This window comes from Phenylobacterium sp. (assembly GCF_004799515.1).
Taxonomy (GTDB): Bacteria; Pseudomonadota; Alphaproteobacteria; order Caulobacterales; family Caulobacteraceae; genus Phenylobacterium.
Map to the genome: position 1 here is coordinate 73,257 of NZ_SSMX01000008.1, position 23,383 is coordinate 96,639.

26 protein-coding genes are annotated in these 23,383 nt (G+C 64.9%); 16 read left to right on the top strand and 10 right to left on the bottom strand.

Features of this window, described 5'->3' with window-relative positions:
• Positions 1–189 precede the first annotated feature (189 nt).
• From E8A49_RS04135 to E8A49_RS04150, 4 genes are all read right to left on the bottom strand, one after another.
• Entirely contained in the window at positions 190–663 is a 474-nt protein-coding gene (locus tag E8A49_RS04135) for a DoxX family membrane protein (RefSeq protein ID WP_293376665.1), read from the bottom strand.
• 45 nt (positions 664–708) lie between these two features.
• Positions 709–2,526 (bottom strand): glycoside hydrolase family 15 protein, encoded by a 1,818-nt coding sequence (locus tag E8A49_RS04140; protein ID WP_293376666.1) that lies wholly within the window; start codon positions 2,524–2,526, stop codon positions 709–711.
• Positions 2,519–3,424 (bottom strand): glucose 1-dehydrogenase, encoded by a 906-nt coding sequence (locus tag E8A49_RS04145; protein WP_293376667.1) that lies wholly within the window; start codon positions 3,422–3,424, stop codon positions 2,519–2,521. Before E8A49_RS04145 ends, E8A49_RS04140 begins: the two co-directional genes overlap by 8 nt.
• Before the next feature lie 803 nt (positions 3,425–4,227).
• Positions 4,228–4,611 (bottom strand): response regulator, encoded by a 384-nt coding sequence (locus E8A49_RS04150; RefSeq protein WP_293376668.1) that lies wholly within the window; start codon positions 4,609–4,611, stop codon positions 4,228–4,230.
• A gap of 376 nt (positions 4,612–4,987) precedes the next feature.
• Between E8A49_RS04150 and E8A49_RS04155 the strand changes: the two genes are divergently transcribed.
• Positions 4,988–5,617, top strand: a complete 630-nt coding sequence (locus E8A49_RS04155) for a response regulator (RefSeq protein WP_293376669.1) — start codon at positions 4,988–4,990, stop codon at positions 5,615–5,617.
• A gap of 155 nt (positions 5,618–5,772) precedes the next feature.
• Here the strand turns inward: E8A49_RS04155 and E8A49_RS04160 are convergent, their stop codons facing one another.
• From E8A49_RS04160 to E8A49_RS04170, 3 genes are all read right to left on the bottom strand, one after another.
• On the bottom strand, positions 5,773–6,690 hold the full coding sequence (locus E8A49_RS04160) for a sensor histidine kinase (RefSeq protein WP_293376670.1): 918 nt from the start codon (positions 6,688–6,690) through the stop codon (positions 5,773–5,775).
• 343 nt (positions 6,691–7,033) lie between these two features.
• On the bottom strand, positions 7,034–7,267 hold the full coding sequence (locus tag E8A49_RS04165) for a hypothetical protein (RefSeq protein ID WP_293376671.1): 234 nt from the start codon (positions 7,265–7,267) through the stop codon (positions 7,034–7,036).
• 447 nt (positions 7,268–7,714) lie between these two features.
• On the bottom strand, positions 7,715–8,428 hold the full coding sequence (locus tag E8A49_RS04170) for a Crp/Fnr family transcriptional regulator (RefSeq protein ID WP_293376672.1): 714 nt from the start codon (positions 8,426–8,428) through the stop codon (positions 7,715–7,717).
• Positions 8,429–8,599: 171 nt separating this feature from the next.
• Here E8A49_RS04170 and E8A49_RS04175 point away from each other — a divergent pair, with 171 nt between their 5' ends.
• The 5 genes from E8A49_RS04175 (at position 8,600) to E8A49_RS23125 (ending at position 10,909) form a co-directional block, all read left to right on the top strand.
• Positions 8,600–9,304 (top strand): Crp/Fnr family transcriptional regulator, encoded by a 705-nt coding sequence (locus E8A49_RS04175; RefSeq protein WP_293376673.1) that lies wholly within the window; start codon positions 8,600–8,602, stop codon positions 9,302–9,304.
• A gap of 3 nt (positions 9,305–9,307) precedes the next feature.
• On the top strand, positions 9,308–9,697 hold the full coding sequence (locus E8A49_RS04180; RefSeq protein WP_293376674.1) for a response regulator: 390 nt from the start codon (positions 9,308–9,310) through the stop codon (positions 9,695–9,697).
• Positions 9,698–9,989: 292 nt separating this feature from the next.
• A complete protein-coding gene (locus E8A49_RS04185) occupies positions 9,990–10,274 on the top strand; it encodes a hypothetical protein (RefSeq protein WP_293376675.1) in 285 nt (94 codons plus the stop codon).
• A complete protein-coding gene (locus E8A49_RS04190) occupies positions 10,240–10,542 on the top strand; it encodes a helix-turn-helix domain-containing protein (protein WP_293376676.1) in 303 nt (100 codons plus the stop codon). The genes E8A49_RS04185 and E8A49_RS04190 overlap by 35 nt, the downstream gene beginning before the upstream one ends.
• A 100-nt stretch (positions 10,543–10,642) precedes the next feature.
• On the top strand, positions 10,643–10,909 hold the full coding sequence (locus tag E8A49_RS23125) for a zf-HC2 domain-containing protein (RefSeq protein ID WP_366928780.1): 267 nt from the start codon (positions 10,643–10,645) through the stop codon (positions 10,907–10,909).
• Between the two features lie 23 nt (positions 10,910–10,932).
• Here E8A49_RS23125 and E8A49_RS04200 read toward each other — a convergent pair whose 3' ends face one another.
• Positions 10,933–11,631 (bottom strand): sigma-70 family RNA polymerase sigma factor, encoded by a 699-nt coding sequence (locus E8A49_RS04200; protein ID WP_293376678.1) that lies wholly within the window; start codon positions 11,629–11,631, stop codon positions 10,933–10,935.
• A gap of 423 nt (positions 11,632–12,054) precedes the next feature.
• Between E8A49_RS04200 and E8A49_RS04205 the strand changes: the two genes are divergently transcribed.
• The 6 genes from E8A49_RS04205 to E8A49_RS23130 all read left to right on the top strand — a co-directional run bounded on the left by E8A49_RS04205 (position 12,055) and on the right by E8A49_RS23130 (position 17,156).
• On the top strand, positions 12,055–12,282 hold the full coding sequence (locus E8A49_RS04205) for a hypothetical protein (protein WP_293376679.1): 228 nt from the start codon (positions 12,055–12,057) through the stop codon (positions 12,280–12,282).
• Positions 12,283–12,484: 202 nt separating this feature from the next.
• On the top strand, positions 12,485–14,089 hold the full coding sequence (locus tag E8A49_RS04210; protein WP_293376680.1) for a hypothetical protein: 1,605 nt from the start codon (positions 12,485–12,487) through the stop codon (positions 14,087–14,089).
• Positions 14,090–14,265: 176 nt separating this feature from the next.
• Positions 14,266–14,538, top strand: a complete 273-nt coding sequence (locus E8A49_RS04215; RefSeq protein WP_293376682.1) for a hypothetical protein — start codon at positions 14,266–14,268, stop codon at positions 14,536–14,538.
• A 174-nt stretch (positions 14,539–14,712) separates the two neighbouring features.
• Entirely contained in the window at positions 14,713–15,822 is a 1,110-nt protein-coding gene (locus tag E8A49_RS04220) for an ice-binding family protein (protein WP_293376684.1), read from the top strand.
• Between the two features lie 22 nt (positions 15,823–15,844).
• The gene (locus tag E8A49_RS04225; RefSeq protein ID WP_293376686.1) at positions 15,845–16,441 is read left to right on the top strand and encodes a PEPxxWA-CTERM sorting domain-containing protein; all 597 of its coding nucleotides are present in this window, start codon (positions 15,845–15,847) and stop codon (positions 16,439–16,441) included.
• Positions 16,442–16,718: 277 nt separating this feature from the next.
• A complete protein-coding gene (locus E8A49_RS23130) occupies positions 16,719–17,156 on the top strand; it encodes a cupin domain-containing protein (protein ID WP_366928782.1) in 438 nt (145 codons plus the stop codon).
• Between the two features lie 24 nt (positions 17,157–17,180).
• Here E8A49_RS23130 and E8A49_RS04235 read toward each other — a convergent pair whose 3' ends face one another.
• The gene (locus tag E8A49_RS04235) at positions 17,181–17,576 is read right to left on the bottom strand and encodes a hypothetical protein (protein ID WP_293376690.1); all 396 of its coding nucleotides are present in this window, start codon (positions 17,574–17,576) and stop codon (positions 17,181–17,183) included.
• Positions 17,577–17,727: 151 nt separating this feature from the next.
• Positions 17,728–18,204, bottom strand: a complete 477-nt coding sequence (nikR, locus tag E8A49_RS04240) for a nickel-responsive transcriptional regulator NikR (protein ID WP_293376692.1) — start codon at positions 18,202–18,204, stop codon at positions 17,728–17,730.
• Between the two features lie 143 nt (positions 18,205–18,347).
• Between nikR and E8A49_RS04245 the strand changes: the two genes are divergently transcribed.
• From E8A49_RS04245 to E8A49_RS04260, 4 genes are all read left to right on the top strand, one after another.
• Complete coding sequence (locus E8A49_RS04245; protein ID WP_293376694.1) at positions 18,348–20,468, top strand: TonB-dependent receptor; 2,121 nt, start codon at positions 18,348–18,350, stop codon at positions 20,466–20,468.
• 103 nt (positions 20,469–20,571) lie between these two features.
• Positions 20,572–21,300, top strand: coding sequence for a hypothetical protein (locus E8A49_RS04250; RefSeq protein ID WP_293376696.1), 729 nt, complete (start codon positions 20,572–20,574; stop codon positions 21,298–21,300).
• A 150-nt stretch (positions 21,301–21,450) separates the two neighbouring features.
• Complete coding sequence (locus E8A49_RS04255) at positions 21,451–23,034, top strand: DUF4331 domain-containing protein (protein ID WP_293376698.1); 1,584 nt, start codon at positions 21,451–21,453, stop codon at positions 23,032–23,034.
• Between the two features lie 12 nt (positions 23,035–23,046).
• Complete coding sequence (locus E8A49_RS04260) at positions 23,047–23,304, top strand: hypothetical protein (protein ID WP_293376700.1); 258 nt, start codon at positions 23,047–23,049, stop codon at positions 23,302–23,304.
• Positions 23,305–23,383: the final 79 nt, after the last annotated feature.

Consider the following 23,383-nt stretch of genomic DNA (forward strand, 5'->3'; position numbering starts at 1 on the left):
AGCCGACCGGCAGCACCGTGACGAACACCGTGGCGCCATCGTGGGTCTTCGCGCCCTGCCACTGCGGCGCAGCCGGGGGGCTGATCGACGCCAGCGCGAACGATGTCATTTGGCAGCGCGTCTGGCGGCTGACGCCGTGGGCATCGGTCCAGACGTGCCAGTACGGCACGCTCGGCGTTGAGGCTTCGGTCACGGGCGCGCTCCTGAAGCCACGTAGGGACGGGACGACGACAGCGGCGCATGGAGCACGTCGCCTACGGTGGCGGCGGTCGTGCCGAAGGTGATGAGCAGGAAGCCGCCGGCGAGCGCGAGGTTCTTCCAGAAGTCCCAGAACAGTCCGCGGGCCTTGCCGTTCGGGTCGCGCCAGAAGTCCCCAGGCCGCCAGAACTGTTTCCAGAGCAGCGCCGTGGCCACGCAGTAGGCGGCGAGCACGGCGGCGGCGGCCCGGTCGGCGATCCCGCTCAGCACCGCGGCCGACATACCGATCTCGATCGTGAGGCCGGCGAGGATCAGCAGTCTCGCCAAGCCAGCGCTTGGGGCGACCTCGCGCGCCTGGGCGACCGCGCCCCTGAAGTTGAGGATCTTGTCTAGCGCGCTTAACGGCAGGAACAGCAGCACCAGGATCAGCCGGACGCCGAAGGCGATGAGGATTGCGGCGCTCACGGCCGGGCTCCGTATTCAAAGAAGGGTGAGCCAGACGAGCGCATGTCAGGCCTTTGCCGCCCGCTGATCGTTCGGCTTGTCGGGATGGGAGAGGTTCGCCGCGGTGTTGACCAGGCCGATGTGGGAGAAGGCCTGCGGGAAGTTGCCGGCGAAGCGTGCGGCGGCGCTGTCATATTCCTCTGCCAATAAACCCACGTCGTTGCGCAGGGCGAGCAAGCGCTCGAACAGCGCGCGCGCATCGTCCTCGCGGCCGATCATCGCGTAGGCGTCGGCCAGCCAGAAGCTGCAAGCGAGGAAGGCGCCTTCCCCCGGCGGCAGACCGTCGTCGGTCTTCTGGGTGCGATAGCGTTGGACGAAGCCGTCCACCAAGAGCTCGCGCTCGACAGCCTCGACCGTGCCGATGAAGGCCGGATCGCTCGCCTCGACAAAGCCCACCTGGGCCAGCAGCAGCAGGCTCGCGTCCAATGCCGGTGTGCCATAAGCCTGGGTGAAGGTGTTGCGGTCCTTGTCGAACCCTTGCGCCCAGACTTCAGCGCGGATCATCTCGCGAAGCTCACGCCAGTCCGCCAGCGGCGCTTCAAGATTGAAGGTCTCCGCGCTCCGGATAGCGCGGTCCACCGCCACCCAGGCCATGGCGCGGGAATAGGTAAAGGACTGGCGGGGGCCGCGGACTTCCCAGATTCCTTCGTCGGGCTGGTTCCAGACCTCACTGACGTGGGCGATCAGGGCGCACTGCAGCTCCCACAACCCGTCGGGGGTCGCCAGCCCCCCGACGCGGGCCTGGTGGAAGGTATCCATCAGCTCCCCGAACACGTCGAGCTGGAACTGCCCATGGGCGGCGTTGCCCACCCGGACGGGCTTGGATCCTTCGTGGCCGGCCAACCAATCGACCGTCCATTCCATCAGCCGTCGCTCGCCGCCCAGGCCGTACATGATCTGCATTTCGGCAGGATCGCCGGCGACGGCGCGTTGTAGCCAGTCGCGCCAGGCCACGGCTTCGTCGAAGTAGCCGCAGTTCATCATCGCCAGCAGAGTGAGCGTCGAGTCCCGGATCCAGCAATACCGGTAGTCCCAGTTCCGCTCGCCGCCGAATTGCTCCGGCAAAGAGGTGGTCGGCGCCGCGACCAGGCCGCCGGTCGGCGCGTGGGTCATCGCCTTCAGCGTGATCAGAGAGCGGTGCACGGCCTCGACATAGGGCCCCGCGACCTGACAACGGTCGATCCAAGCCCGCCAGAAAGCTTCCGTCTCCGCCAGGGCTTTCGCAGGATCGACGCCCGCCATGACCGGCAGATGCGACGCCTGGTGGCTCAACACGAACGGGACAGTCTCGCCGGCCTCCACCGTGAAGTCCGCCACCGTCGTCATGGTCTCGCCGCGGGTCTCGATGGGGGTCCGCAGGACGACCTTGTCCGGCCCCGCAACCGCCGATAGACCGCCGTCGATCGCGCTGACCCAGGGAACGGTGCGGCCGTAGCCAAAACGCAGAACCAAGTCCATGCGCAGAGGCACCGCCCCGCGCCGGCCCTCGATGAGGCGGACAATGTTCGAGATATCACCGCGCGGCGGCATGAAGTCGATCAGGGCAACCGCGCCGTCGGCCGTCTCGAACAGGGTTTCCAAGATCAGCGTGCCGGGCCGGTAGCGGCGGGAGGCTTTGAAGGGGGCCGTGGGCGTGATGCGCCAGTAGCCGTTGGACGGCTCCCCAATCAAGGCGGCGAAGCAGGCGTCAGAATCGAACCGGGGCCAGCACAACCAGTCGATCGAGCCGCCCCGGCTGACCAGGGCCGCGGTCTCGCAGTCGCCGATCAGGGCGTAGTCGGCGATCTGGCTCCGGGCGGTCGCAGCCGCGGCAATCTCAGCCACCGGTGGCGAACCCCGGATAGAGCGTCATGCCGCCATCGACGAAGAGGGTCGCCCCGGTGACGTAGTCCGCGGCGTCGGACGCCAGCCAAGCCGCGGCGCGCGCGATGTCGTCCGGCTCGCCGATGCGCTTGTACGGCACAAGTTTCATCAGGTCGGCGTAGGCCGCCGGCGTATCCCAGGCGCTGGTATTGATCGGTGTGCGGATGGCGCCCGGCGCGATGGCGTTCACGCGGATCAGCCGCGGCGCGACTTCCTGGGCCAGACTGCGCATCAGCATGTCGATCCCGCCTTTAGAGGCGGCATAGTTGGCGTGGCCGGCCCAGGGGATCTGCTGGTGCACCGAGCTCATGCAGATGATTTTGCCCGTGGCGGCCGAGACCACCTTGTCCGGCCCACGGCGGTTGAATTCCCGAACCGCCTCGCGGAGGCATAGGAACTGGCCCGTGAGATTGACCCCGATCACCGTGTTCCACTGGTCGAGCGTCATCTGCTCAAACGGCGCGTCTCGCTGCAGCCCGGCGTTGCTGACCACGATGTGCAGGGTGCCGAATTGCGCGCGCGCTGCCGTGAACATGGCCGCCACCTGATCTTCGCGGCTCACATCGGCCTGGAAGGTCATCGCGCGGCCGCCGGCCGCCTCCACCGCGTGGGCGACGTCGTCCGCGGCGCCGGGGTCGGTCACGTAATTGACCACGACGTCGGCGCCGGCTTTGGCCAGGCCGATGGCGATCGCCTTGCCGATGCCGGAATTCGCTCCGGTCACGAGGGCGGGCTGCCCTTCCAGGACGCGCTGATAGGGAATGTCAGGCCGCCGGCTGGGGTCCTCTTGCGCCGGCGCGGCGGGCCCTTCGGGCGTGTTTGCTGGCATGCGGGGCGCCTTGCTGATCGCGCCGACCAATGAGCGCGCAAGCTTCAACGTGCGCCGCGCCGTTTGGTCTCAAGCCGACCTCCTGCTCACCCTGGAGTCGCGATGACGTTGGCCATGGCTCTGGTAGCGTCTTCCGATGTGCCGGCGCTCCTGCTGGACGACGACTTCAACGCTGTCGCGGCGAGCGCTTCGTTTTGCGGGGACTTCCCTATCGATCGGGCGAGCGTTGCGGGCCAGCCGCTGTTCTGCCTCCGCAAGCGGACCATCCGAACGTCGGCATCGGGGGAAAGCGGACCCCAGCACGTATTGGTCTGTCACCTCGCGTCCGGCTTCCGCCCGGGACTTTGCGTGCACGGACCTGAAGCCGCCGAAAGATAGCTTCGGCGCGCCATGTCGCCCTGCTCCCCAGACGCCACGCCTTCGAACGTGCCCGTGGTCAGATTGATCGTCAGGTGCTCATCCGTCACGGATGGTCCTGCCCACAAGACGAGCGCCTTGTGGCCCGAGAAAGGATAAGACGCGCAGTAGCTGGTCGAACCTGTCGCCAAGGGACATCGATCCTCCAGCGCGTCGGCGCCCCACCTTTACAACGCAGGCTGCAAGGAGCCTGCGCTACGGCGAAGCCGGGCGCTGCCCGGCGGGACGCGACGATGAGCGGCCGGCGGCGCCAAAGGCGCGCGCTGGCGGCGGACCCGTAGGAGCCGCGGAACGCGGCGGGACCGAGCACGCCCGTCGGCCGCTCGCCACACAATTTACCGCCTTGTGACCGGCGGGATCGCCGCCCGGCCTCGCGATCAGGGCTTAGGTATTCGGCGACCTGGCGCCGAGCAGGGTCAACTCGGCTCTGGCCCAAGCAGCGCAGTTGAAACGGCGACGATGAGCTGCGACGTCGCATAGGGTTTGACGATCATGACGCTCCCAGGCACGCCCTTCGACGCCCAGTCGTTAGAGCTGCCCCCACTGACGTAGATGATCGCCATTTCCGGAAATTGTTCCCGAGCCTGCTTGGCGACGTGCCAGCCGTCGATTTGGCCGCCGAGGTCGATGTCCGTCACCAACGCCCTGAAGTCTCCGCCGGTCAGCGCAGCCAAGGCCGCCGCGCCGCTCGCGAGCGCGACAATACTGAAGCCGGCGTCCTCAAACGCCGTGACGCCGAGTTCAAGTATGAGAGGCTCGTCCTCGACGTAGAGGAGTCTCGGTCCGTCGACATTTGTCATTCAGCCCCCAGGTCGGTCGCCGCGCAATGTCGGCGTCTCGACGATGCGAAAAACGCGCTGGGGCCTCCGCCGTTCCACTAAAATCATTGGAACGTCTTGGCCTTCTGAAGATATCAAGCTATGTCGGATTCCAATCCTACCGCGTAATATTTTGCACATAGAAGTTTATATTCAATATCCATCGAATAATATCTTACTTAATACAATCTCCGGTTGGAACTAACCACAAAGGTAGACGCTTCATGTACCCGGAGGCGTCATCATGACTTGCATGTCGATCATAATTTCTCGGGAATCTGGCGCCTAGTTCGTAACGGCTCACAATAAACTTGGACCGTATATCTGCAAAGAGCAGGCTTATAATCTAGCCAACGGCATGGCGGACGCCATCCGCGCGTCGGGCGCGGAGGTCGGGCTCATCATCCAAGACAGCCATGATCTGCACCCGGTTACCGGCAGTCTGCTTCCTGAACTCGCGCGACCGTCTATCCTGTTAGGCTGGAACGATCCCTTGGCTGTCGAAACCAGCCGGGTCGTGGAAGACAATGCGCCTTCATCCGACAATCCAGGCCTCCGGGTGCTTTGCGCGGAAGACAATCCTACGAACCAGCAGGTCCTGAAGATCTTCCTGAAGATGGCGTCCGTGTCCTGCACCATGGTCGCCAACGGGGCCGAAGCCGTGGCCGCCTGGGAACATGAGCCCTGGGACATGATCCTGATGGACATCCTGATGCCGGTGATGGACGGTCTGGCCGCGACGCGCGCAATCCGAGCGCTGGAAGCGCAAAACGGCCGCCCGCGCACCCCCATTCTGGCCGTCACGGCGAACGTCATGCCCGATCAGATCGCTGGCTACCTGGCGGCGGAAATGGATGCGGTCGTCAGCAAGCCCGTATCCGCGCCCTTGCTGTTTTCCGAAATGGCAGCGGCTCTAGACACGCCGTACGGCGCGCTCGCTGACGCCGCCGCGGTGGCCGAGCGCCGGCTGGCGCCGGTCCTCGGTTGATCCTTCGTTCGCCGACACCCTGGATAGCGGCGACGCATCTGCGGCCCCGGCGCCCCGATGAGGGCTGGCGCGGGCGGCGCGTGAGCCGTGTTCATTGCTTTTGCGCACTGACACTTGCGCAGCGGTTCATTCTGGCGCCGCCCCGCGCTCGCAACTTACCGAATGCGTGGCGCCGCGGCGGAACGGATCGAAGCGATCACTCCGGGGAACGCATCCGACATTGCGACACTCGCCCCGAGCTGTCTGACGAGCGCCTTGACGATCTCAGTACCAAGTCCGTTTGTCGGCGGAAGGTCCGGCATGCCCACCCCGTTGTCGCCGACGGTGAGAATCCAGTCGGACCCTTTCGCGTCGAAGGCGACCGTTACGTTTCCTCTGCGCGCGCCGGGGAAGGCATGCTTCAAGGCGTTGATGATCAGCTCCGTCACGATCATGCCGAGACAAGCCGCCGTACTCGAGCTTACGACGACTGGATCGACGAAGGATCTCAAAACGACCCGTTCTGGATCGGCGATCGCAGAGCCCGACATGTTCGCGCAGAGGCGCCTGAAATAGTCCCCCAGTTCGACCTGATCGTCGGAAGCTTCCGAGAGTTGGCGTTCCAGGGCCGCAACCGCCATCACCCGGCTATAGGCCGCCTCCAACTGGCCGCGGGCATCCTCCGACTGGGTCGCCCGGGCATTCAGCAAGAGAACGCTGGCCACGATCTGAAGGCTATTGGTGACGCGGTGACGCACCTCGTGAACCACGAGCGCCTGCGATTGGTGAATCTCTTCGCGCAACTGCTCCGTGGCGCGCAAGTCTGTGACATCCGCCACGGAAAGGACCAAGTGGGTGACGCTGGGCTCCGCGTAGATCAGCCTTTCGGCCTTGGCCACGAGACGGCGAGCGGCCTGCCCAGGGCGCTTGAGATCGAACTCTATCGAGTGGGCAGGCGAGGCGCCGGACGATGTCGCCTTCAACAGCCGCCGAAGTTCAGGGATGTTCCACGCGCCCGCGCCGAACGCGAAGCAGCTCCGTCCGACAGTGTCTGCCGCATCGACTCCGAAGCCTGCGCAGAACGCTGCGCTCACGGCGACGACCGAAAACCCCTCATCAAGGACCAACAGGCGCCCGAGTGCCTCACCGATAGTGTCTCGAGCGACGCCCGTCGGCACGGAACCGGTTGGCTGTTGGACAGCCGGCCCAGGACCTTGCGGGAGAGTCATTGCGGCGCAGCTGACACTCGCGTCAGGAGCTCGGCGCGGAGTCTGTCCCTTTTCTCGGCATATTCGCGGTCAAGATGCTCCTGGCGTTCGGCGATGGCGATCCAACGTCCCGCCGCCGCCATATAGTTGGCGCGGACATTCGCCAAGGGTTCCAGGCGCGCGCGTTGCAACAGCGCCAGGGCGAGTTCCCGGGGAGCTGTCGGCGCTTTCATTGCCGCGTCATCTGTAAGGAGACGCCATGGCGGCGGGAGATGTCACGAAGCACTCCGAAGATCCAGGCCTGGCCGCTTTGGGCGGCGACATCAAACCCACGGGCCGTTCGCCAGACCTCGATCATCGCCTCGATCGCGAGGGCCTCGGCCGCAAGCGGGGCCACCCCGCGATGGATCAGGTAAGCCTTCGCGCGCGGCGCCACGAGTCGGAACAGCTCGGCGAAACGCACCCTGTCGCCCGCGGCGGTGGCCAGGAGTCCGGCATCGACCGCCAGGACGTCAAGCGCCCCTCCCGTCTCCCTGTCTCGCGCCGCCTCGCTCCAAACCGCGAAAGCCCGCTCCTCCGCGTGAGGCGCGGCTCTATCCGGGACAGGAGCGCCGACCTGACCCGCCGCCCTCGCCCGGGCCGCCTCTAATGATGGGATTTGGTTGGTTTGATCCATGTGTCCCCCGCGTACGCGGGAGCGCGGCAGGGAAGTCCTGCCGTCTCTCAGCCGCCAGCATGCTCTCAGAGAGCTGACGATAAGTTGTTATATGCCATAGTGTGATGAATTCATACATCTAAGTGTCGGAAATCGCCACGTGGCGATTATGGTGAAGCTAAAAGTTCAATACAGTCAGGAAAGCTTGGACCACTTTTCGCCGACGTCAGGCCCGTCCAACCCACTATCTCAGCGCTAGGCGGACGCCGCTTGCTGGCGAGCCTCAATCAAGTTCCGATAGTGTGCGGCGGTCGCGTAGCATTCGCAGGATCGGCGCTCCAGCCGTTGCCGATCCAGGATTTGAATCTCGCCGCGCGTATAGTCGATCAGCCCATCTGCCTTTAGGGCTCCGGCGACTTGGGAAACGGTCGAGCGCTGCACGCCCAGCATCGCGGCCAGGAAATCTTGCTTGAGCGGCAGCCTTGGGCCGCCACCGGTGCGGTCCTGACACTCCAATAGCCACCACGCCAGGCGCTGTTCATGGGAGTGGTGACTCTGGCAGGCCAGCGTCTGGCGCGCCTCCGCCAGCAACAGTTCCACGTGGCTGGTTACACGTTTCCGGAGCGAAGGGCTGGCGTCAAAGGCGGCGTTGTAGGCCTCTGCCGACACGCGCAGGGCAAGGAGATCGACCTGCACCAGTGCGCGTGAAAACGTGACGCCGGCGCCGGCGACTTCCAGAAACCCCACCCCGCCTTCATTGCCAACGACGGCAGTTTCCACGGCGGTCCCCGAGAGCATGACGGAGAGCAGCGAAATGAGCCCCTGTTCCGGAAAATAGATCCAATCGACCTGGTCCTCCGGCTCGTAAAGGATCTCGCCGGCCTTGAACGCCATGGGCCGCATTTGACGCGCCAGAACGTCGAAGTCGTGCGCTTCCAAGGAGAGCAACAGGTGATTGGATGTTTGCATGACGAGTCTCCATGCACACTAGGTCATGTTCTGACATAGGATGCACGACAATTACGTACCGTGTAACTTTGAGTACATTGCAAATGTAAGATCGCCGTATTGATCGATAGGGCGTGTGACGGTAGGCCTATTGCTCTACCCAAGGGTCCCGAACACTATTCAAGAGGGCCAGTGCTGTTCCGTAATCGCATCCTATCCATCGTCGACAAGGCCGATCTGGTGGCTTTGCTGCCCCACATGACTGAGGTCACCTGGGGTCCGGGTGTCGCACTCTATGAGGTTGGCGGCGAGGTGACACAGGTTCACTTTCCAAGCAGCGCCGGATTGTCGATTGTCGCGGTCATGGCCGACGGCGCCGAGGTCGAGTGCGCGACCGTGGGCTATGAAGGTGCGGTGGGCATCCTTCCCGCGCTCAGCGGTGCGTCGTCCTCGAACCGCACCTACGTCCAACTGGCCGGATCGGGGATATCGATCTCGGCAGCCGCCCTGCGAGATCAGGCTGCGAAGAGCCCCGCCTTGCTGGAACTGCTGCTGCGCTCGGCTCAGACCCTGATCGCTCAGGAGGAGCAGTCGGTCGCCTGCAACGCGCTGCACGAGATCGAGAAACGCCTGGCGCGCTGGCTGCTGATTTGCCACGACCGGCTCAACACCTCCGTGCTTTCCATCACCCAAGAATATCTGGCGATCATGCTGGGCGTGCAGCGCACCACCGTCAGCGCCGCGGCCGGCGTCCTCCGAAGCGAGGGCCTGATCCGCTACAGCCGCGGCCAGATTGAGATCCTCGACCGTGACGGGTTGGAGCGCCGTTCCTGCGAGTGCTACGGCGCGGTGCTGCGGACATACGACCGACTGCTGCCTCCGTCTGGGGAGGCCTAGGCAATGTCAAACGCGGACTCCAATCTGGTTCTGCTCGTCGAAGACGAAGTTCTGGTTTGCGACCTCTTAGAAGAGGCGCTGCGGGACCGGGGCTTCGAGGTCACGGTCGCACGGGACGCGTCGGCCGCGATCGTCCTGCTGGACCGTTTCAAAAGTGAGTTGGGCGGGCTCATCACGGACATTGACCTCGGCTCGCCGATGGATGGCTGGTCGGTGGCCAAGGCCGCGCGCGCGCTGCAACCCGGACTGCCGGTTTTCTACATGAGCGGCTCGGGCGCGCCCGACTGGCCCGCAAACGGTGTGGCCAACAGCACGATGATGGCAAAGCCCTTCCCGCTTGAACGGCTGGTGGAGGTCGTCACGGCGCAACTTCGGCCCGGAGCCGCGGCGTGACGTCGTCGCTTCCGTCCGCCATCGGAGCGCCGGTTGACAGGTCAGCGGCGGGCTACCGAGCCAAGGCCGAACGTCTTCTGAAAGCCGCCGCCGAGATTCAGGACCCCGGTACGGTCCATTTGCTGGAGGCTTTGGCCCTGGAGTGGCGGAAGCTGGCGATCGAGGCCGATTGGCAAACGGCCATGCTGACGGCTCTGGAGGCGCTACCGGCAGAGCCGTCCCCGGCCGGTCCTGACGGCCTCCAACAGTTCGGGTCGGGAGGTCCGACCCCTGAAGGCGAGAGGCGTTAGCCATGAGCACCGATCAAATGCAATCTGGCGCCGCCGGTACCGCCGCGCCTCCCCCGCACCCCTCGCATACACCGACCCGCGCACTCACCGCCTACGCCTTGGGCCTGCCGGCCCAGCCCGACACCGGCGAAATAAGCCGCCACCTTGAAGCCTGCGGGACCTGCGCTGCCTTTGTCGCGGAACTCGAGGAGAGCGAGGGTCGCCGCCTCCTCGACTCACCGCCGGCCGAGCTGTGGGCCGGCGCGCTCGGATTTGCGCTCGCGGGCATCGCCCGTCCCCAGCCCTAGGAGGCAGCGGCCACAGGAGCGCGCGCCGGAGCCACCGCGAGCGGCCACTCGCCAGATCACCCAGGAATATCTGGCGACAATGTTGGGCGTGCAGCGGACCACCGTGAGCGGCGCAGCCGGTGTGCTGAAGGCCGAGGGCTTGGCCCGCCACAGCCGTGGTCAGCTGGAAATCCTCGACTGTGACGGACTGGAGCACCGGTCCTGTGAATGCTATCGCGCGGTTCTGCAGATGTATGACCAGCTCTTGCCCTCAGACGAGAGCGCGTGACGAGGCACCGTGTTGGCCGTAGTGAACCGAAGCGGTCAGATCGCCGTCATGCCACTAGCGCCCCGATAAGCGCGCAACCCTAGTCCACTTGGAGAGCCGTTTGCCCGCCCCGACCCACCCGCCCCAGCAACAACTGGAAGCTTACGCGACGGGTGAACTGGCCTCCGATTCAGCGGCGCTCCTCAAGACGCACCTCATCGCGTGCGAAGCCTGCCGAGCGGTCGTGCGAGCCGCCGAAGAGAACGAGGGCCGACGGCTTGTCGAGCAGCCAGGCGAACCGCTCGCCGCTGACGCTCTGCAGCGCGTTCTGGATCAAATCGATGGGCAGAGCGAAAGCTCGGCCCCGGATGAAGTGCCTGAGGCCTGAGAGCGTCGCTTGCCGGGTCGAGCTTAGACCAGACCGTCGAGCGCAGATCTGAGGTGCGCCGTGGCAAGCCGGATGCGCGACTTAACCGTGCCAAGGGGTAGACCGAGGAGTTCCGCGATCTCGGCGTGGGTCAGGTCGTCGAAAAAGGCCAGCCTCAGGACGTAGGCCTGATCTTCGGGCAGGTTGTCGATCGCCGCGCGCAGTCGGTCGTTGCCTTGCGCAGCTCTGAATTCCTCCTCAGGCGTGACCTGACCATTGCCGGGCTCATCGACACGAACGTCTGCAGGCTGACGCTCCCGCCTCAAGGCGTCGACCGACATGTTCCGAGCAATGGTATAGATCCAGGCCGATGCGCTGGCGCGCAGCGGATCGAACTGATCGGCTTTTCGCCAAACGGCGAGAAAGACATCTTGAGTCAGCTCCTCGGCGGTCTGAGGGATGACCCCGCGCCGAACCAAATACCCCTTAACCTTCGGCGCAAAGATCGTGAACAAGGCGCCAAAACTCGCGCGATCAGCGTCTCGCGCGATCGCAACGATCCAGATCGCGGCATCTGCGGGAGATGTAAGGGGTGGCGTCGCGCCGTTCACGAGGATCGCCACAGGGATCGGCAAGCCCAGGCCTGACAACGGCTCAAAGCTTGGCAGTAATAAATAAGCAGAACGCACATCGAGTTCAGCTACGGAGGAGACCTCTTCGCGGATGCGTCTTTGTTTCGCCACGTTCTTGGGTCTCACTGTATTTATAATTGTCGGATATTGCCAAGCTAGATCAAGCATTACGCGTGATTTCCAGGAGCTTTCCGGAAAATTTTTACATGCAACCAATGCGGGGCGAATGTGGGCGCGACATCAAATGTCGGGTTCCGCGCATTGGCTATGGCGTAGCTCGTAACGCGGGATGAGCTCGGACGCTCCGGGGTCAGGTTTGAGCGTGCGGCGAATTCCATCCACGCGGCGAGGCTCCCGGGGCTGGCGGCCCTAGCCGCGAAGCTTAAGTGAAGTATTTACGTCGCGAACTGAGTGGCATGCGCGCTGCATTCCGGATTGAACCAGATATCTGCCAATGCAGCGTTCTGCCGCAGGCGCCTCAGCGCTTTGACCCGACTATATATGTTAAGTCAAAGGCGTTGCGATGCGGCATCATTGGGCGTCCGTTTCTCTGTACTCCCGCCGGTCAGCAGCATGCATCATGGCCGACTTCAGGCTGATTTTCTCGATAATAACGGCCGTATCGTTGAAGCGCAGGATGTCGAGGCGATCGACGATATCGCCGCGACGGTGCACGCCGAAGAGCAACGGTCCGACCGGGCCTCCGAACTTTGGAGCGCGGACCGCATGATCGCGAAGTACCCGAAGCGTCAGGACGCCTGACGGGTTTTGACGTGCAGGCCCACGGATTCAATGGCTTCGACCCACCTGTGGCGGCGTCGGATGACTTCCTGCCGGGGCATTCGTCCGGCGCAGTGATCCAATATGGGACGGCTCTCGTAGTGGTCTCGACGGGATAGTGGAGATCAAGGCCAGCCTTCGATCAGGGTGGCGACTGTCCGCGTCTGGCTTTCGGAGCGCTGACATGTCCCACCCGAAACGCGGCCGCCAAGTCGAAATCGCGACGGTGGCGATCGGGTTGATCTTCGCGGCAGCCGCCGTCTGGGCTCCAGGCTATGCCACATCGGCCAAGACACACGCCATGGCGGCTGCAGACGGCCCAAGCGATCAGGGACCTCAGGTGGCCCGTCAAGATGGGGACATCGCCCTCGGAAAGCAGGTATTTCGCTACGAGACCTTCGGCAATGAAGGCTTCTGGACCGACGCTGTTCGCCTGCCGCAGGGGATCGCCGCCGCAAAGGTGACGCCGATGCAGGCCCTCGAACTGGGTCTCCAGGTGGATGTCGATGCCATCGATCCGGCGACGCAGCGCGCACTCGCTGAACAGCTCCGCAAAGACCCGTCCGGCCGGACGTCCGCCATCCTCAACGACCCCGCCATGACGGCCGTGTTGATCAAGGCCAACGCCGTAGTGGGAATGTCACCCAAGGGCGACAAGGTCGGGGCGACCTGCGCGCTTTGCCACACTATGGCTGACGCCTCGGTCTTCAAGTCGCCGAAAGGCGGGGCCATCGGCCACCGCATCGACGGCTTGGCGAACCATGTCCTGAATATGGGGACCATCTTCGCGACAGCCGCCAATTCGCGGGCGCTCTATCCGATCCTTGAGCTCGACCTGGCCGCCAACAAGCACAAAGCCCTGGGCCGCGCCCCGACCGGATTGACCGCAACCTCGTCGGAGGCGGAAGTCGACGCCTACCTGAAGAACCCCAAATACTATCCGGTCGGCATGTTCGACGACACCTTCGACGGCAACGGCGACCCGATGCATAATTCGCCGTTGTTCCGTCAGGATCTCGCCGCGCCCTACGGCAGCGGAGGAGCGATCGCCAAGCTCGATAACTTCGGAAACCTCGTCTACACGACCCTGCTCGACCCGACCAATCTGACCACCCCTGGCGGCCGCGCGCTGCTCCACAAACTGGGCGGCGCCGCGGGCGACGAGATCGCCGACAACTACGTCAAAGTGCTCGCCGCGACCGGGGTCAAGGGTTACCCCTATGTGATCGCCGCCCCGCACCCACAGCCCGGGAGCGAGGAAGCGCCGGCTGGCGTCCGGGTCGACAACGCCAAGCTGTTGGCGATGAACGCCTACCTGGTCAGCCTGCAGGCTCCGCACGGCGCCTATGTCCCCGCAGATGTCGTGATGCGTGGCCGCGAGACCTTCCGCACGGCCGGTTGCACGGGCTGTCACAACGTCGACCAGGGCCGGCGCGTGCCTTCGACCATTCACCCGATGGCCGAGATCTTCCCCGGAGACCATCCCGTGATGCTGGCTCGGCGCGAACCGCCGCTGAACCCCGTCCTCAACACGCCCGGTTCAATCTTCGATGACAAGATGGCGATCGTGAACGCCAGCATGCGCGGTGAAAAGCGCGGCATCGCCATGCCGCTGCTGCTGGACCTCGCCCGCAAGCCGGTCTTCCTGCACGACAATTCCGTGCCCAGCCTCGATGCCCTCTTGCAGCCGCGGCGGGGACCCAAGGCGCCGCACCCCTTCTACATCGCCGATCCCGCGCGACGGGCCGACGTGGTGGGATTCCTGCGTAATCTCGACACGGGTTCTTAGGTGGGCCTGCCGTCGCCGTTCCCGGCAACAGCAACCTATCCAACGCGCGCGACATGACGGGATTCGCGCCGCCAAAACACGACGCACGCCGAAGGGACCTCACGTCCTTCCGGCGGCTCGCGACTACGGGCCTTCAATACTTGGGCGCCCGCCTTTAACGGAGATCACCAATGCGAATGTCCAATAAAGCCGTCATGTGCGGCCTCAGCGCCCTCGCCCTTCTGGCCGTCGGCGGCGCAGCGTCCGCCCAAGACACCCCGATGAAGTCCGGCGCCATGGCGTCGAGCGATATGAAGATGTCCAAGGCCGACATGAAGATGATGAACAAGTGCAACGCCATGGGCCACGACAAGATGATGATGGACACCAAGTGCAAGGCGATGATGGACGCCCACCCCGGCATGATGAAGGACGGGAAGATGACGTCCGACGGGATGATGAAAAAGTAGGGACCTAAGGGCAGGCGCGCACACGCCGCCTGCCGACCCTCTGACGCTAAAAGGGCGGTTCAATCCCCTGCGTTCACGGGATCGGCCGCCTTCCCAGACCGCTACCCGTCGGTTGCCGGTCCCGGGAACACGAGATCGGCGCCTCCGGCCCATCGCTGAAATGGGAGCCGCATCATGCTGAACATCCACGGGCTCCGCATGAGCCTCACTCTGATCGTATCGTCGCTGACGATCGCGCTTGCCGGCGCTTCGCCTGGCCTTGCCGCGACCGTCCTGGGGAGCGCGGATGGCTTTGCGGTGCTTGGCGCTTCCGCGGTCACCAACACGGGATTCACGGCGGTCAACGGCGATCTGGGCGTCTTCCCCGGGGGCTCGGTCACCGGGCTGGGAACGATCGCGCTGACCGGAGTCCTGCACCAAGACGATGCGATCGCGCAGCAGGGGCAGGCCGATGCTCAGACGGCCTTCAACAACCTCGCCGGGCTCCAGCCTACGGCGGACCTCACCGGCATGGATCTCGGGACCGTCGGTGTGCTGACGCCAGGCGTCTACAGATTCGACTCGTCCGCGCTTCTCTCGGGCGCCCTCACACTTGATTTCGGCGCCGATCCTGGGGGCGCCTTTGTCTTCCAGATTGGCACCGCGCTCACCACCGCGGCCGGATCGTCGGTGACGGTCCTGAACGCCGGTCCCGCGAGCGGCATATTCTGGGATGTCGGGAGTTCCGCGACGCTGGGCGCCGCCACGCTATTTGCGGGCAATATCCTCGCCGACCAGAGCGTCACTTTCGGGGCGGGCGCCGACATTCTGTGCGGCCGAGCCATCGCGCTCGTGGGTACAGTGACCTTGGACAGCAACACGGTCTCATCGGACTGCAGCGGGGCCGGTGCGACCGGCGCAGGCCGTGACGACTTCGGCAACCACGGGTTTGACGGGTCCGCTGAAGCGGCCGTCCCGGAGCCGTCAATCTGGGCGATGATGCTGTTGGGCTTCGGCTTCGTTGGCGCGGGGCATCGCGCGCGAAAGCGCGCGCTCAGATCAGGGAACCGCGCGACGTCGCCCCGGTTCTTCAGCGCCCCTCAACAACCGCGTCGCCGGCTATATTCGCCGGGGAGTGATCCGCGTTCGGTCGAAACCCGTAGTGGGTTCGCGGGTCGGGATCGCCAACGGGTGATCGCTCCGCTCTCAGTAGGGTCACCGCATGTCTCGCAGCTCGAACGTCATGTTGGCCCTCGCGGCCGGGGTCTCCTTGCTGGGCGCCTCGCCGGCCCTGGCCGGACCTGAGATCTTCCTACAGAGCGGCGCGATGGACAATCCGGGCACGGCTTCGATCAACGGCTCGCTGATCAACGTCAACGCCTACGCGGCGCCGATCAGCTTCACCGCCAACCTGGGCGGGGCGTTCGACGCCGCGACGACCTACTCGTTCCTGGGATGGTGTGTGGATATTTTCCACGAGATCACGCCGGGGACCATGAACCTGCAGTACAGCAGTGGCGCCTTGGTCACGGACCAAGGCGGCGAAACCCTGACCGGCTTGCAACTCGACAAGATCAGCAGCCTGGTGAACTACGGCGATTATCTCTACGGACACGGTGGCGACAGCGACCAAATGGCCGGGATCCAGGGCGCGATCTGGCGCGTGGAAAACCCCACCTATACGATCACCGGCGGCAACGCCGATATTGAGACGCTGATCGGTCAATACGCCACGCAAGCGGCGACCGTTCTGCCGATTGGCGCCATGCATACGATCTTCGACGTCGACGGCTCCACGCAAGCCTTCGCCGTCGCCGGAGGGGTCCCAGAGCCCGGCGCCTGGGCGCTCCTGATCTTGGGCTTCGGCGGCGTCGGGGCGGTGATCCGGAGCCGGCGTCATCGGGGTTTTTCATCGGCAGTTTGAGGATCCAGATTATTGGAGTGAAGGCGCGAGCTTTGCGCCCCATGGCCCGGGCGCCGATAGCCCATGAGGGATGGGTTTGACCCATTGCCACCCGTCCACGGTGTTACTGGCCGACTTCGCCACGGCCCGACTACCGGTCGCCCCCAGCGTGACGGTCTCAGCTCATGTGGAGACCTGCGCGGGCTGCCAAGCGGAGGTGGCCGGCCTTGAAGACGCCGAAGGCGATGTTCTGGAGTCGTCGCCTGACGTCGCGTTGGCCCCGGGCGCTATGTCTCGGATGCTCGCCCGCATTGACGCAAGCCCCGCCGCCGATCCTGAGCATCACATAGGCCGCAAGTCGCTCGGCGATGTGCGGCTGCCCGCAGCGGTCGCCAGCGCCGGCCTTGAGCGGCGGAAGTGGCTCGCGCCCGGCCTTTGGACAGCGGCCGTCCGTGCGCCGCGGACCGAGGGGTGGCGAACCCTCTTGCTGCGAGCGCCAGCTAGAATGAGGATCCCCAAACACGAGCATGGCGGTCGCGAACTCATCGCGGTCCTCCAGGGTGCGTTCCGGGACGGCCACATCTATGCGGCTGGCGATTTTGAAGAGCATGAGAGCGGCAGCGGTCACAGCTTGGCGATCACATCGGATGGCCCATGCGCCTGCTTGATCTCAGTTCAGGGCCAAGCCCATTGGCATGGCTGGGCGAGGATCGTGGCGCCCCTCGTCGGCATGTAGGCAACCGTCCGCGCCGCTCACAGACTAGCCAAATGGGGTAAAGGACGCCGGCTTACACAAACCCTTCGCCGCGGTGGGGCTGTTGGGCCGGTCGGGAATGCGGGTGTTGCGGGTGAATGCGCCGGTCTTCAGATTCACGTCGAAAACCGCTTCGTTCAGCGGCGTCTTGACCGCAAGCAGCTGGAGCTTCTCGCCGCGTCGCGCCAGGACCGGAAAGACGTAAGGACAGCCGACCTGCCGATCGCACCAATGTTTTCCGGTGAGATCGACGCTGAGACGGGTGTCGAAGGGCGTGGACACTCCGGCCGCATCGACCGTCTGGCCCGTGCAGACAAGATCGAAGGTCTCCGCCTGAGCTGCCGCGGCAGGACCAGCAACAGCCGCGATGACGAGGGCGGCAAATAGGACTTGAGAGCGCATGGCGTTCCTGACGGCTCAAAACGGAGGAAACCGGGCGCCCACTGCATCCTGGTTCGACCAATACGTCAGCGGACGGGCATCGGATCACTGACCGAACAGGAAACGGCGGTGTGCCTTCGCGACCGTCGGGCCGATCCGACAGGCGGTCGCCCTATCCCCGGTTGGGCGAGGCGTGGCGGCCATGGCGATGGCGATGGTGGATGTGTTCCGCATCACGCCCGTCGTTCGGCTTGATGCTGACCAGGTTCACATTGGCGAAGCGCACGCCGCGCTCAGCCTGCACCGTGTCCGCGAGGCTGCGAACGCCGGCCGTCGGGCCCCGCAGAACGGTGGTTTCAAGGCATGACCCATGGTCGAGGTGGACATGCATTGTCGCGACAACAAGGTCGTGGTGATCGTGTTGAATTTCCACGAGCCGCTGCGCCAGGTCCCGCGTTTCGTGGTCATAGACATAGGAGAGGCTTGCGACGCAGAAACCATCTTCCTGATGGTCAAGCCGTCGCCCCTCCACGGCATGGCGCACGAGATCGCGAACCGCTTCTGATCGGCTCTGATACCCCTGATCTGCGATGAGCGCGTCGAATTCCTCGCCGAGCGTCTCATCGATCGAGATCGTTACGCGCTGCATCTGGGATCCGGTTGCGGGTTCATGGGACCGCGAGCCTACGCGGTCCGGGCCGCGCCTCAAAAAGCTATCGCCAGTGATCCGATTGGAATGCGACTGCGTAAGAGGACGTGAGCAAAAGCTCATATCGCTTTGGGGCGGCACAATTGGCGGACGTCTACATGCGTGCACTTCGGGCGACAGCTGTTGCATGCTGTGTCGTCTTGAAGGTCAGCGCCGCTTCGGCTGCCGAAACGGACGGGGCTTCGGCTGCCTCAGCCGCCGTGGACAGTGTCGTCGTCACGGCGAAAAAGGCGGACGAGATCGGCGGCGTGGAGTCCGCGAGCGGCGGCGTGGTCGGCGGCATTGAGCTGTCCCAGCGACCGATTCTGCGTCAGGGCGAACTCCTCGAAGCGGTCCCGGGCATGATCGTCACCGCCCACACCAGCGGGGGCAAGGCCAACCAATACTACCTGCGCGGTTTCAACCTCGACCATGGCACCGACTTCGCCACCAGCGTTGACGGCGTGCCCGTGAACATGGGTTCGCACGCCCACGGCCAGGGCTACATGGACTTGAACTGGCTGATGCCGGAACTTGTGGCGGGGATCGCGTTCCGCAAAGGACCTTACTACGCCGATGCCGGTGATTTCTCGGCGGCGGGCAACGCCAGCATCTCCTATCTCTCGAAGCTGCCGTCCAACTTCGCGCAGGTCGAAGTCGGCACCGACGATTACGAGCGCGCGCTTGTCGCGGGATCGCTGGCGCTTGGGCCTGGCCAACTGCTCTATGCCGGCGAGTACATCCACTACGACGGCCCGTCGACGGTGCCGGGCAACTATCGCCGGCCCAACGAACTGCTGAAGTACACGGTCGGCGACGAGCAAGTCGGTGGCGGGGTCACCGCGCAGGCCTATGACGCCCGTTGGGTGGCGTCCGATCAGATCCCGGTCCGCGCCCTCCCCACCTTGGACGGCGGACGCTTCGGATCGATCGACCCGACCAGCACCGGGCATACCTCCCGCTACAGCCTCGCCGGCGAATGGCACTGGGGAAGCGGCAACATCACCAACCAGGTCGAGGCCTATGTGGTGAAGTATGGCCTGAACCTCTATTCCGACTTCAGCGACTTTGTGGACCAGGTGCACGGCGATCAGTTTCGCCAATACGACAATCGCACCATCGTCGGCGGCAGCGGGCGCACCACCCTCACGGGAAACTATCTCGGCGAGAGCACCGAGGATTCGTTCGGCGTCCAGACCCGCAACGATTTCGTGAACCTGGAGCTGGACCACACCGAGGCGCGGACCATCATCCAGTTGGAGCGGGCCGATCAGGTGCGGATCAATTCGCTGGCGGCCTATTGGTCCAACGCCATTGTCTGGACGCCCTGGCTGCGCACGGAGGCCGGCCTGCGGCTGGAGGGGTATCACTTCAATCTGGACAGCAACACCGCCGCCAATTCGGGCGAGACGACGCTCGGGCGGCCGGCGCCGAAGATCGGCGTCACGATCACGCCGCGGCCGGATGTCGATCTCTATGCGCAAGCCGGGATCAGCTACCGCTCCAACGACGCGCGCGGCATCTTTGACACGGTCCCGTCCTATCCCGGCGGCCCTGAGCCCACCGAACGCTCGAAACCGCTGGTGCGGTCTGACGGCGCCGAAATCGGCGCGCGCGTGCGCAGCCTACCTGGCCTGACGAGCACGATCGCCTTCTGGTATCTGCAGAGCAATTCCGAGCTGTTCTTCGCGGGAGATGCCGGCGCCGATGAAGACACCGACCGCGCGGGCCACCGCTATGGGGTCGAACTCAACAACATCTACTATCCCTGGCGCTGGTTGACGCTGGATGCCGATTTCGCCCTATCCCAGGCTTTCTTCAGCGACCGCGACCCGGTGGTCGGCAACCAGATTCCCGAAGCCATCAAAAGCTCCGCATCGGTCGCGGTGATCCTGCATGGTCTGGACGTCGCGCCGGGCTTCACCGGAAGTCTCCGCATGCGCTACTTCGGCGCCCGCGACCTGACGGCAGATGGCAGCCAACGGTCCGCGCCTGTGACTGTGTTCAATGCGCGTGTGACCTACGATCTGACGCCCCGTCTCACCCTCGGCGTCGAAGCGCTCAATCTCTTCAACACGAAATACAATGACGCCGAATACTACGACAGCAGCCGTCTGAAAGGCGAACCCGCCAACCCCAACAGCGACGACGGCAGCTATCTGGGCCACGTCATCCACCCCGGCGAACCCCTCGAAATCCGCCTCAGCGCCAACGTGAAATATTAGAGTCGCCTCGCCTCGGTAAACGGCCGGCGCCCGGCCACTGATCCAAACCCTGCCGGAGTGCGTAGTGGGGGCTGCAGCCGCGTAAAATTGCTCAGCCAGACCCGTGAAGTCCCGACGCAAACCTTTGGTGATTGCGGGCAGCGTGATCGCGCATGCCGCGCTGTTCGCTGTGTTGCTGCGCGCGCCGGCCGCAACGCCGATATCGCCGGACCTAGGGTTAATGACCGTGTCGCTCTATAGCGGCCAGACGCCCCTCGCTTCACTTAAGCCGCCCTCGCCCGCTCGCGTCCCGCCGCCGGTCACCCACCGCACCAAGCCGAAGCCGCCGCCCGAGCCCACGGACGTGGCGCCGCAACTGATCGACGTCAGCCTGTCAGACCCCGACCCCAGCCCACGAGATCCGCTGACCGACCCCGTTGCGCTTTCGGTGGCGGCCGCCGCCAGCGGCGCCTCAGGCCGGGTCTGTCAGATCGGGGCGTGGCTGCAGAGCGCGCTTCAGGCCGATCCCCAAGTTCAGGCCGCGTTGCTGACCATTCCTCGTCCCGCGCGCTCGGTCTCCAATGCCCTGATGCTTTGGCAAGCGGGCTGGATCGATGCCCCAGAGCCAGCGGCCGCCGGGATCGCGGCGATCCGAAGCGCAGTGGTGAGCGGCCTACGCTCGGCGCCCGCGGCCTGCCGCGACCAGCTCGTCCGCGGGCCGGAGTTGCTGATGTTGACCAGCGAATCGGACACAACCGTGATCGCCTTCGGGTCGGGCGAATGGCGGTGGAGCGATCTGCTGCAGACGGCATCGAATTCCGCATTCTTCGGCGGGATCCGCGAGAGCCGCTAAAGCGGCAAGCCACATATTTGGCGGCCGTACGGCAGATTTGCGTCCCGCCGGTGATCCAGAAAACCAAGGCCTGCGTAGTGGGTCTGCAGTTTGGGATCGCCACTGTCGGCGGTTGGGACATGGCGAGCGGGGCTCGCGCGGAGACTTACAATGAAGAAAAGCTACCTGGGTGGAGCGTCGACGGTCGTGGCCGTGATCCTGGCGCTGAGCGCCGGTCAGGCCATGGCTTCCAGTCACCGTGAGGCGCCTGGCACCACAAAGATGCCGAAGACCGACTCCACCGACCTCTACATGTTCCGCAGCTATGAGCCCGGCCGCGCGGCCTTCGTGACCTTCATCGCCAATTATCAGCCGTTCCAGGATCCGGGCAGCGGCCCGAACTACTTCACCATGGATCCGGACGCGATCTATGAGATCCACATCGACAACGACGGCGACGGCAAGGAAGACCTCACCTTCCAGTTCAAGTTCACCAACACCCTGCGCAATGGGACGGGCATTACCCTTCCCGTCGGCGGCAAGACCCTGCCGATCGCCTTGCGCGACGGTGGCACGGTGACCCAGGCCGACGATCCAAATCTTGGCGAGGTCGAAGACTACACGGTGACCCTGATCACCGGCGATCCGCGCAGCGGGACCCGCGCGGCGGTGACCAACGCCACCGGCGGCGCGTCCTCCTTCCGCAAGCCCTTCGACAATGCCGGGCAGAAGACGACCGCCAACTACCCGGCCTACGCGAACCAATACATCTTCAACGTCACCATTCCGGGCTGCGCGACACCGGGCAAGGTATTCGTGGGCCAGCGCGCCGAGGCCTTCGCGGTCAACCTCGGGCCGACGTTCGACCTGATCAACTACGTACCCATCGACGGCACGACCTTCCCAGGCGGCATTACGCAGAGCCGTCAGAACGACGATCTCGTCGGGAAGAAGAACGTCACGTCGATCGCGCTGGAAGTGCCGATCGCTTGCCTGACCGGCGCCGGCAACGGCGTCATCGGCGCCTGGCAAACCGCGAGCCTGCCGCAGGCGCGCATCCTCAACCCGACCGCGACCTACACCAGCGAAGCGCTTCAGGGCGGCGCCTATACCCAGGTCTCCCGCCTCGGCAACCCGCTCGTCAATGAGCTGGTCATCGGTCTGCCGGTGAAGGATACCTTCAACTCCGCCCAACCCAGCGCCGATGCCCAATTCGCCGACTACGTAACCAATCCGACGTTCCCGGCCATCGTCGATCTGCTGTTCCGCGCGCCGGTCAACGCCACGCTCGGCACCAGCTTCGCGTCCATCGCGCCGACGAACTTCCCGCGGAACGACCTGGTGGCGACCTTCCTGACGGGCATCAAAAACCTCAATCAGCAGAAGACGGTGACCGCCTCGGAAATGATGCGGCTCAACACCGCGATCAACCCGACCCCCCAGGCGTCCCAACAGACCTACGGGGTGGTGGCGGACGACCTCGCCGGCTACCCGAACGGCCGTCGGCCGGGCGACGACACCGTCGACATCACCCTGCGTGTGGCCATGGGTCGGCTTTGCTACCCGGTGCCGATCAACGGCGTGGCGACCGATCTCGGGCTTTGCAAGCCGACCGATGCACCCGTCGGGCAATCGGCCTTCACGGACGGCGCTCCGATCAGCGCGGCCGAGTTGCAGAACGCCTTCCCCTATCTGAACCCGCCGCTGTCGAACTCGCCCCGCACCCTGGGGACGTCCACCGTCCCGCACCCATAAGGAGCGCTCAGTATGAACCGCATACTCTTCACCACCGCCGCGGTCGTGACGCTCGGCCTGTTGCTCTCCGCCTGCGGCGGCGGGGGCGATGGTCCGAACACCACAGTGACGACGCCGCCGCCAGCCGTCCGTTTCGACGCTCAGTTCGGCGCCAATTTCTCCACGGACTTCCAACAGCCCAGCCTGACCTCAAAACCGCTCCCGGTGGCGGCGGGCGACGTGGTTCCCGTGAGCCTGACCGCTCAGCCCGTGCCGCTTCCGAGCACCTGACCACCCCCGCCGATGCGTAGCCACGCACCTACCATCGACGGCCGCGCAGGCCTCGCCCCCCTGGGCCTGTGCATCATGG

Coding starts and splice junctions, on each gene's coding strand:
- E8A49_RS04260 (WP_293376700.1), top strand. CDS start 23,047: ATGAACCGCATACTCTTCACCACCGCCGCGGTCGTGACGCTCGGCCTG.
- E8A49_RS04255 (WP_293376698.1), top strand. CDS start 21,451: ATGAAGAAAAGCTACCTGGGTGGAGCGTCGACGGTCGTGGCCGTGATC.
- E8A49_RS04180 (WP_293376674.1), top strand. CDS start 9,308: ATGTCAAACGCGGACTCCAATCTGGTTCTGCTCGTCGAAGACGAAGTT.
- E8A49_RS04220 (WP_293376684.1), top strand. CDS start 14,713: ATGCTGAACATCCACGGGCTCCGCATGAGCCTCACTCTGATCGTATCG.
- E8A49_RS04170 (WP_293376672.1), bottom strand. CDS start 8,428: ATGCAAACATCCAATCACCTGTTGCTCTCCTTGGAAGCGCACGACTTC.
- E8A49_RS04225 (WP_293376686.1), top strand. CDS start 15,845: ATGGACAATCCGGGCACGGCTTCGATCAACGGCTCGCTGATCAACGTC.
- E8A49_RS04235 (WP_293376690.1), bottom strand. CDS start 17,576: ATGCGCTCTCAAGTCCTATTTGCCGCCCTCGTCATCGCGGCTGTTGCT.
- E8A49_RS04185 (WP_293376675.1), top strand. CDS start 9,990: ATGAGCACCGATCAAATGCAATCTGGCGCCGCCGGTACCGCCGCGCCT.
- E8A49_RS04150 (WP_293376668.1), bottom strand. CDS start 4,611: ATGACAAATGTCGACGGACCGAGACTCCTCTACGTCGAGGACGAGCCT.
- E8A49_RS23130 (WP_366928782.1), top strand. CDS start 16,719: ATGCTCGCCCGCATTGACGCAAGCCCCGCCGCCGATCCTGAGCATCAC.
- E8A49_RS04210 (WP_293376680.1), top strand. CDS start 12,485: ATGTCCCACCCGAAACGCGGCCGCCAAGTCGAAATCGCGACGGTGGCG.
- E8A49_RS04215 (WP_293376682.1), top strand. CDS start 14,266: ATGTCCAATAAAGCCGTCATGTGCGGCCTCAGCGCCCTCGCCCTTCTG.
- E8A49_RS04155 (WP_293376669.1), top strand. CDS start 4,988: ATGGCGGACGCCATCCGCGCGTCGGGCGCGGAGGTCGGGCTCATCATC.
- nikR (WP_293376692.1), bottom strand. CDS start 18,204: ATGCAGCGCGTAACGATCTCGATCGATGAGACGCTCGGCGAGGAATTC.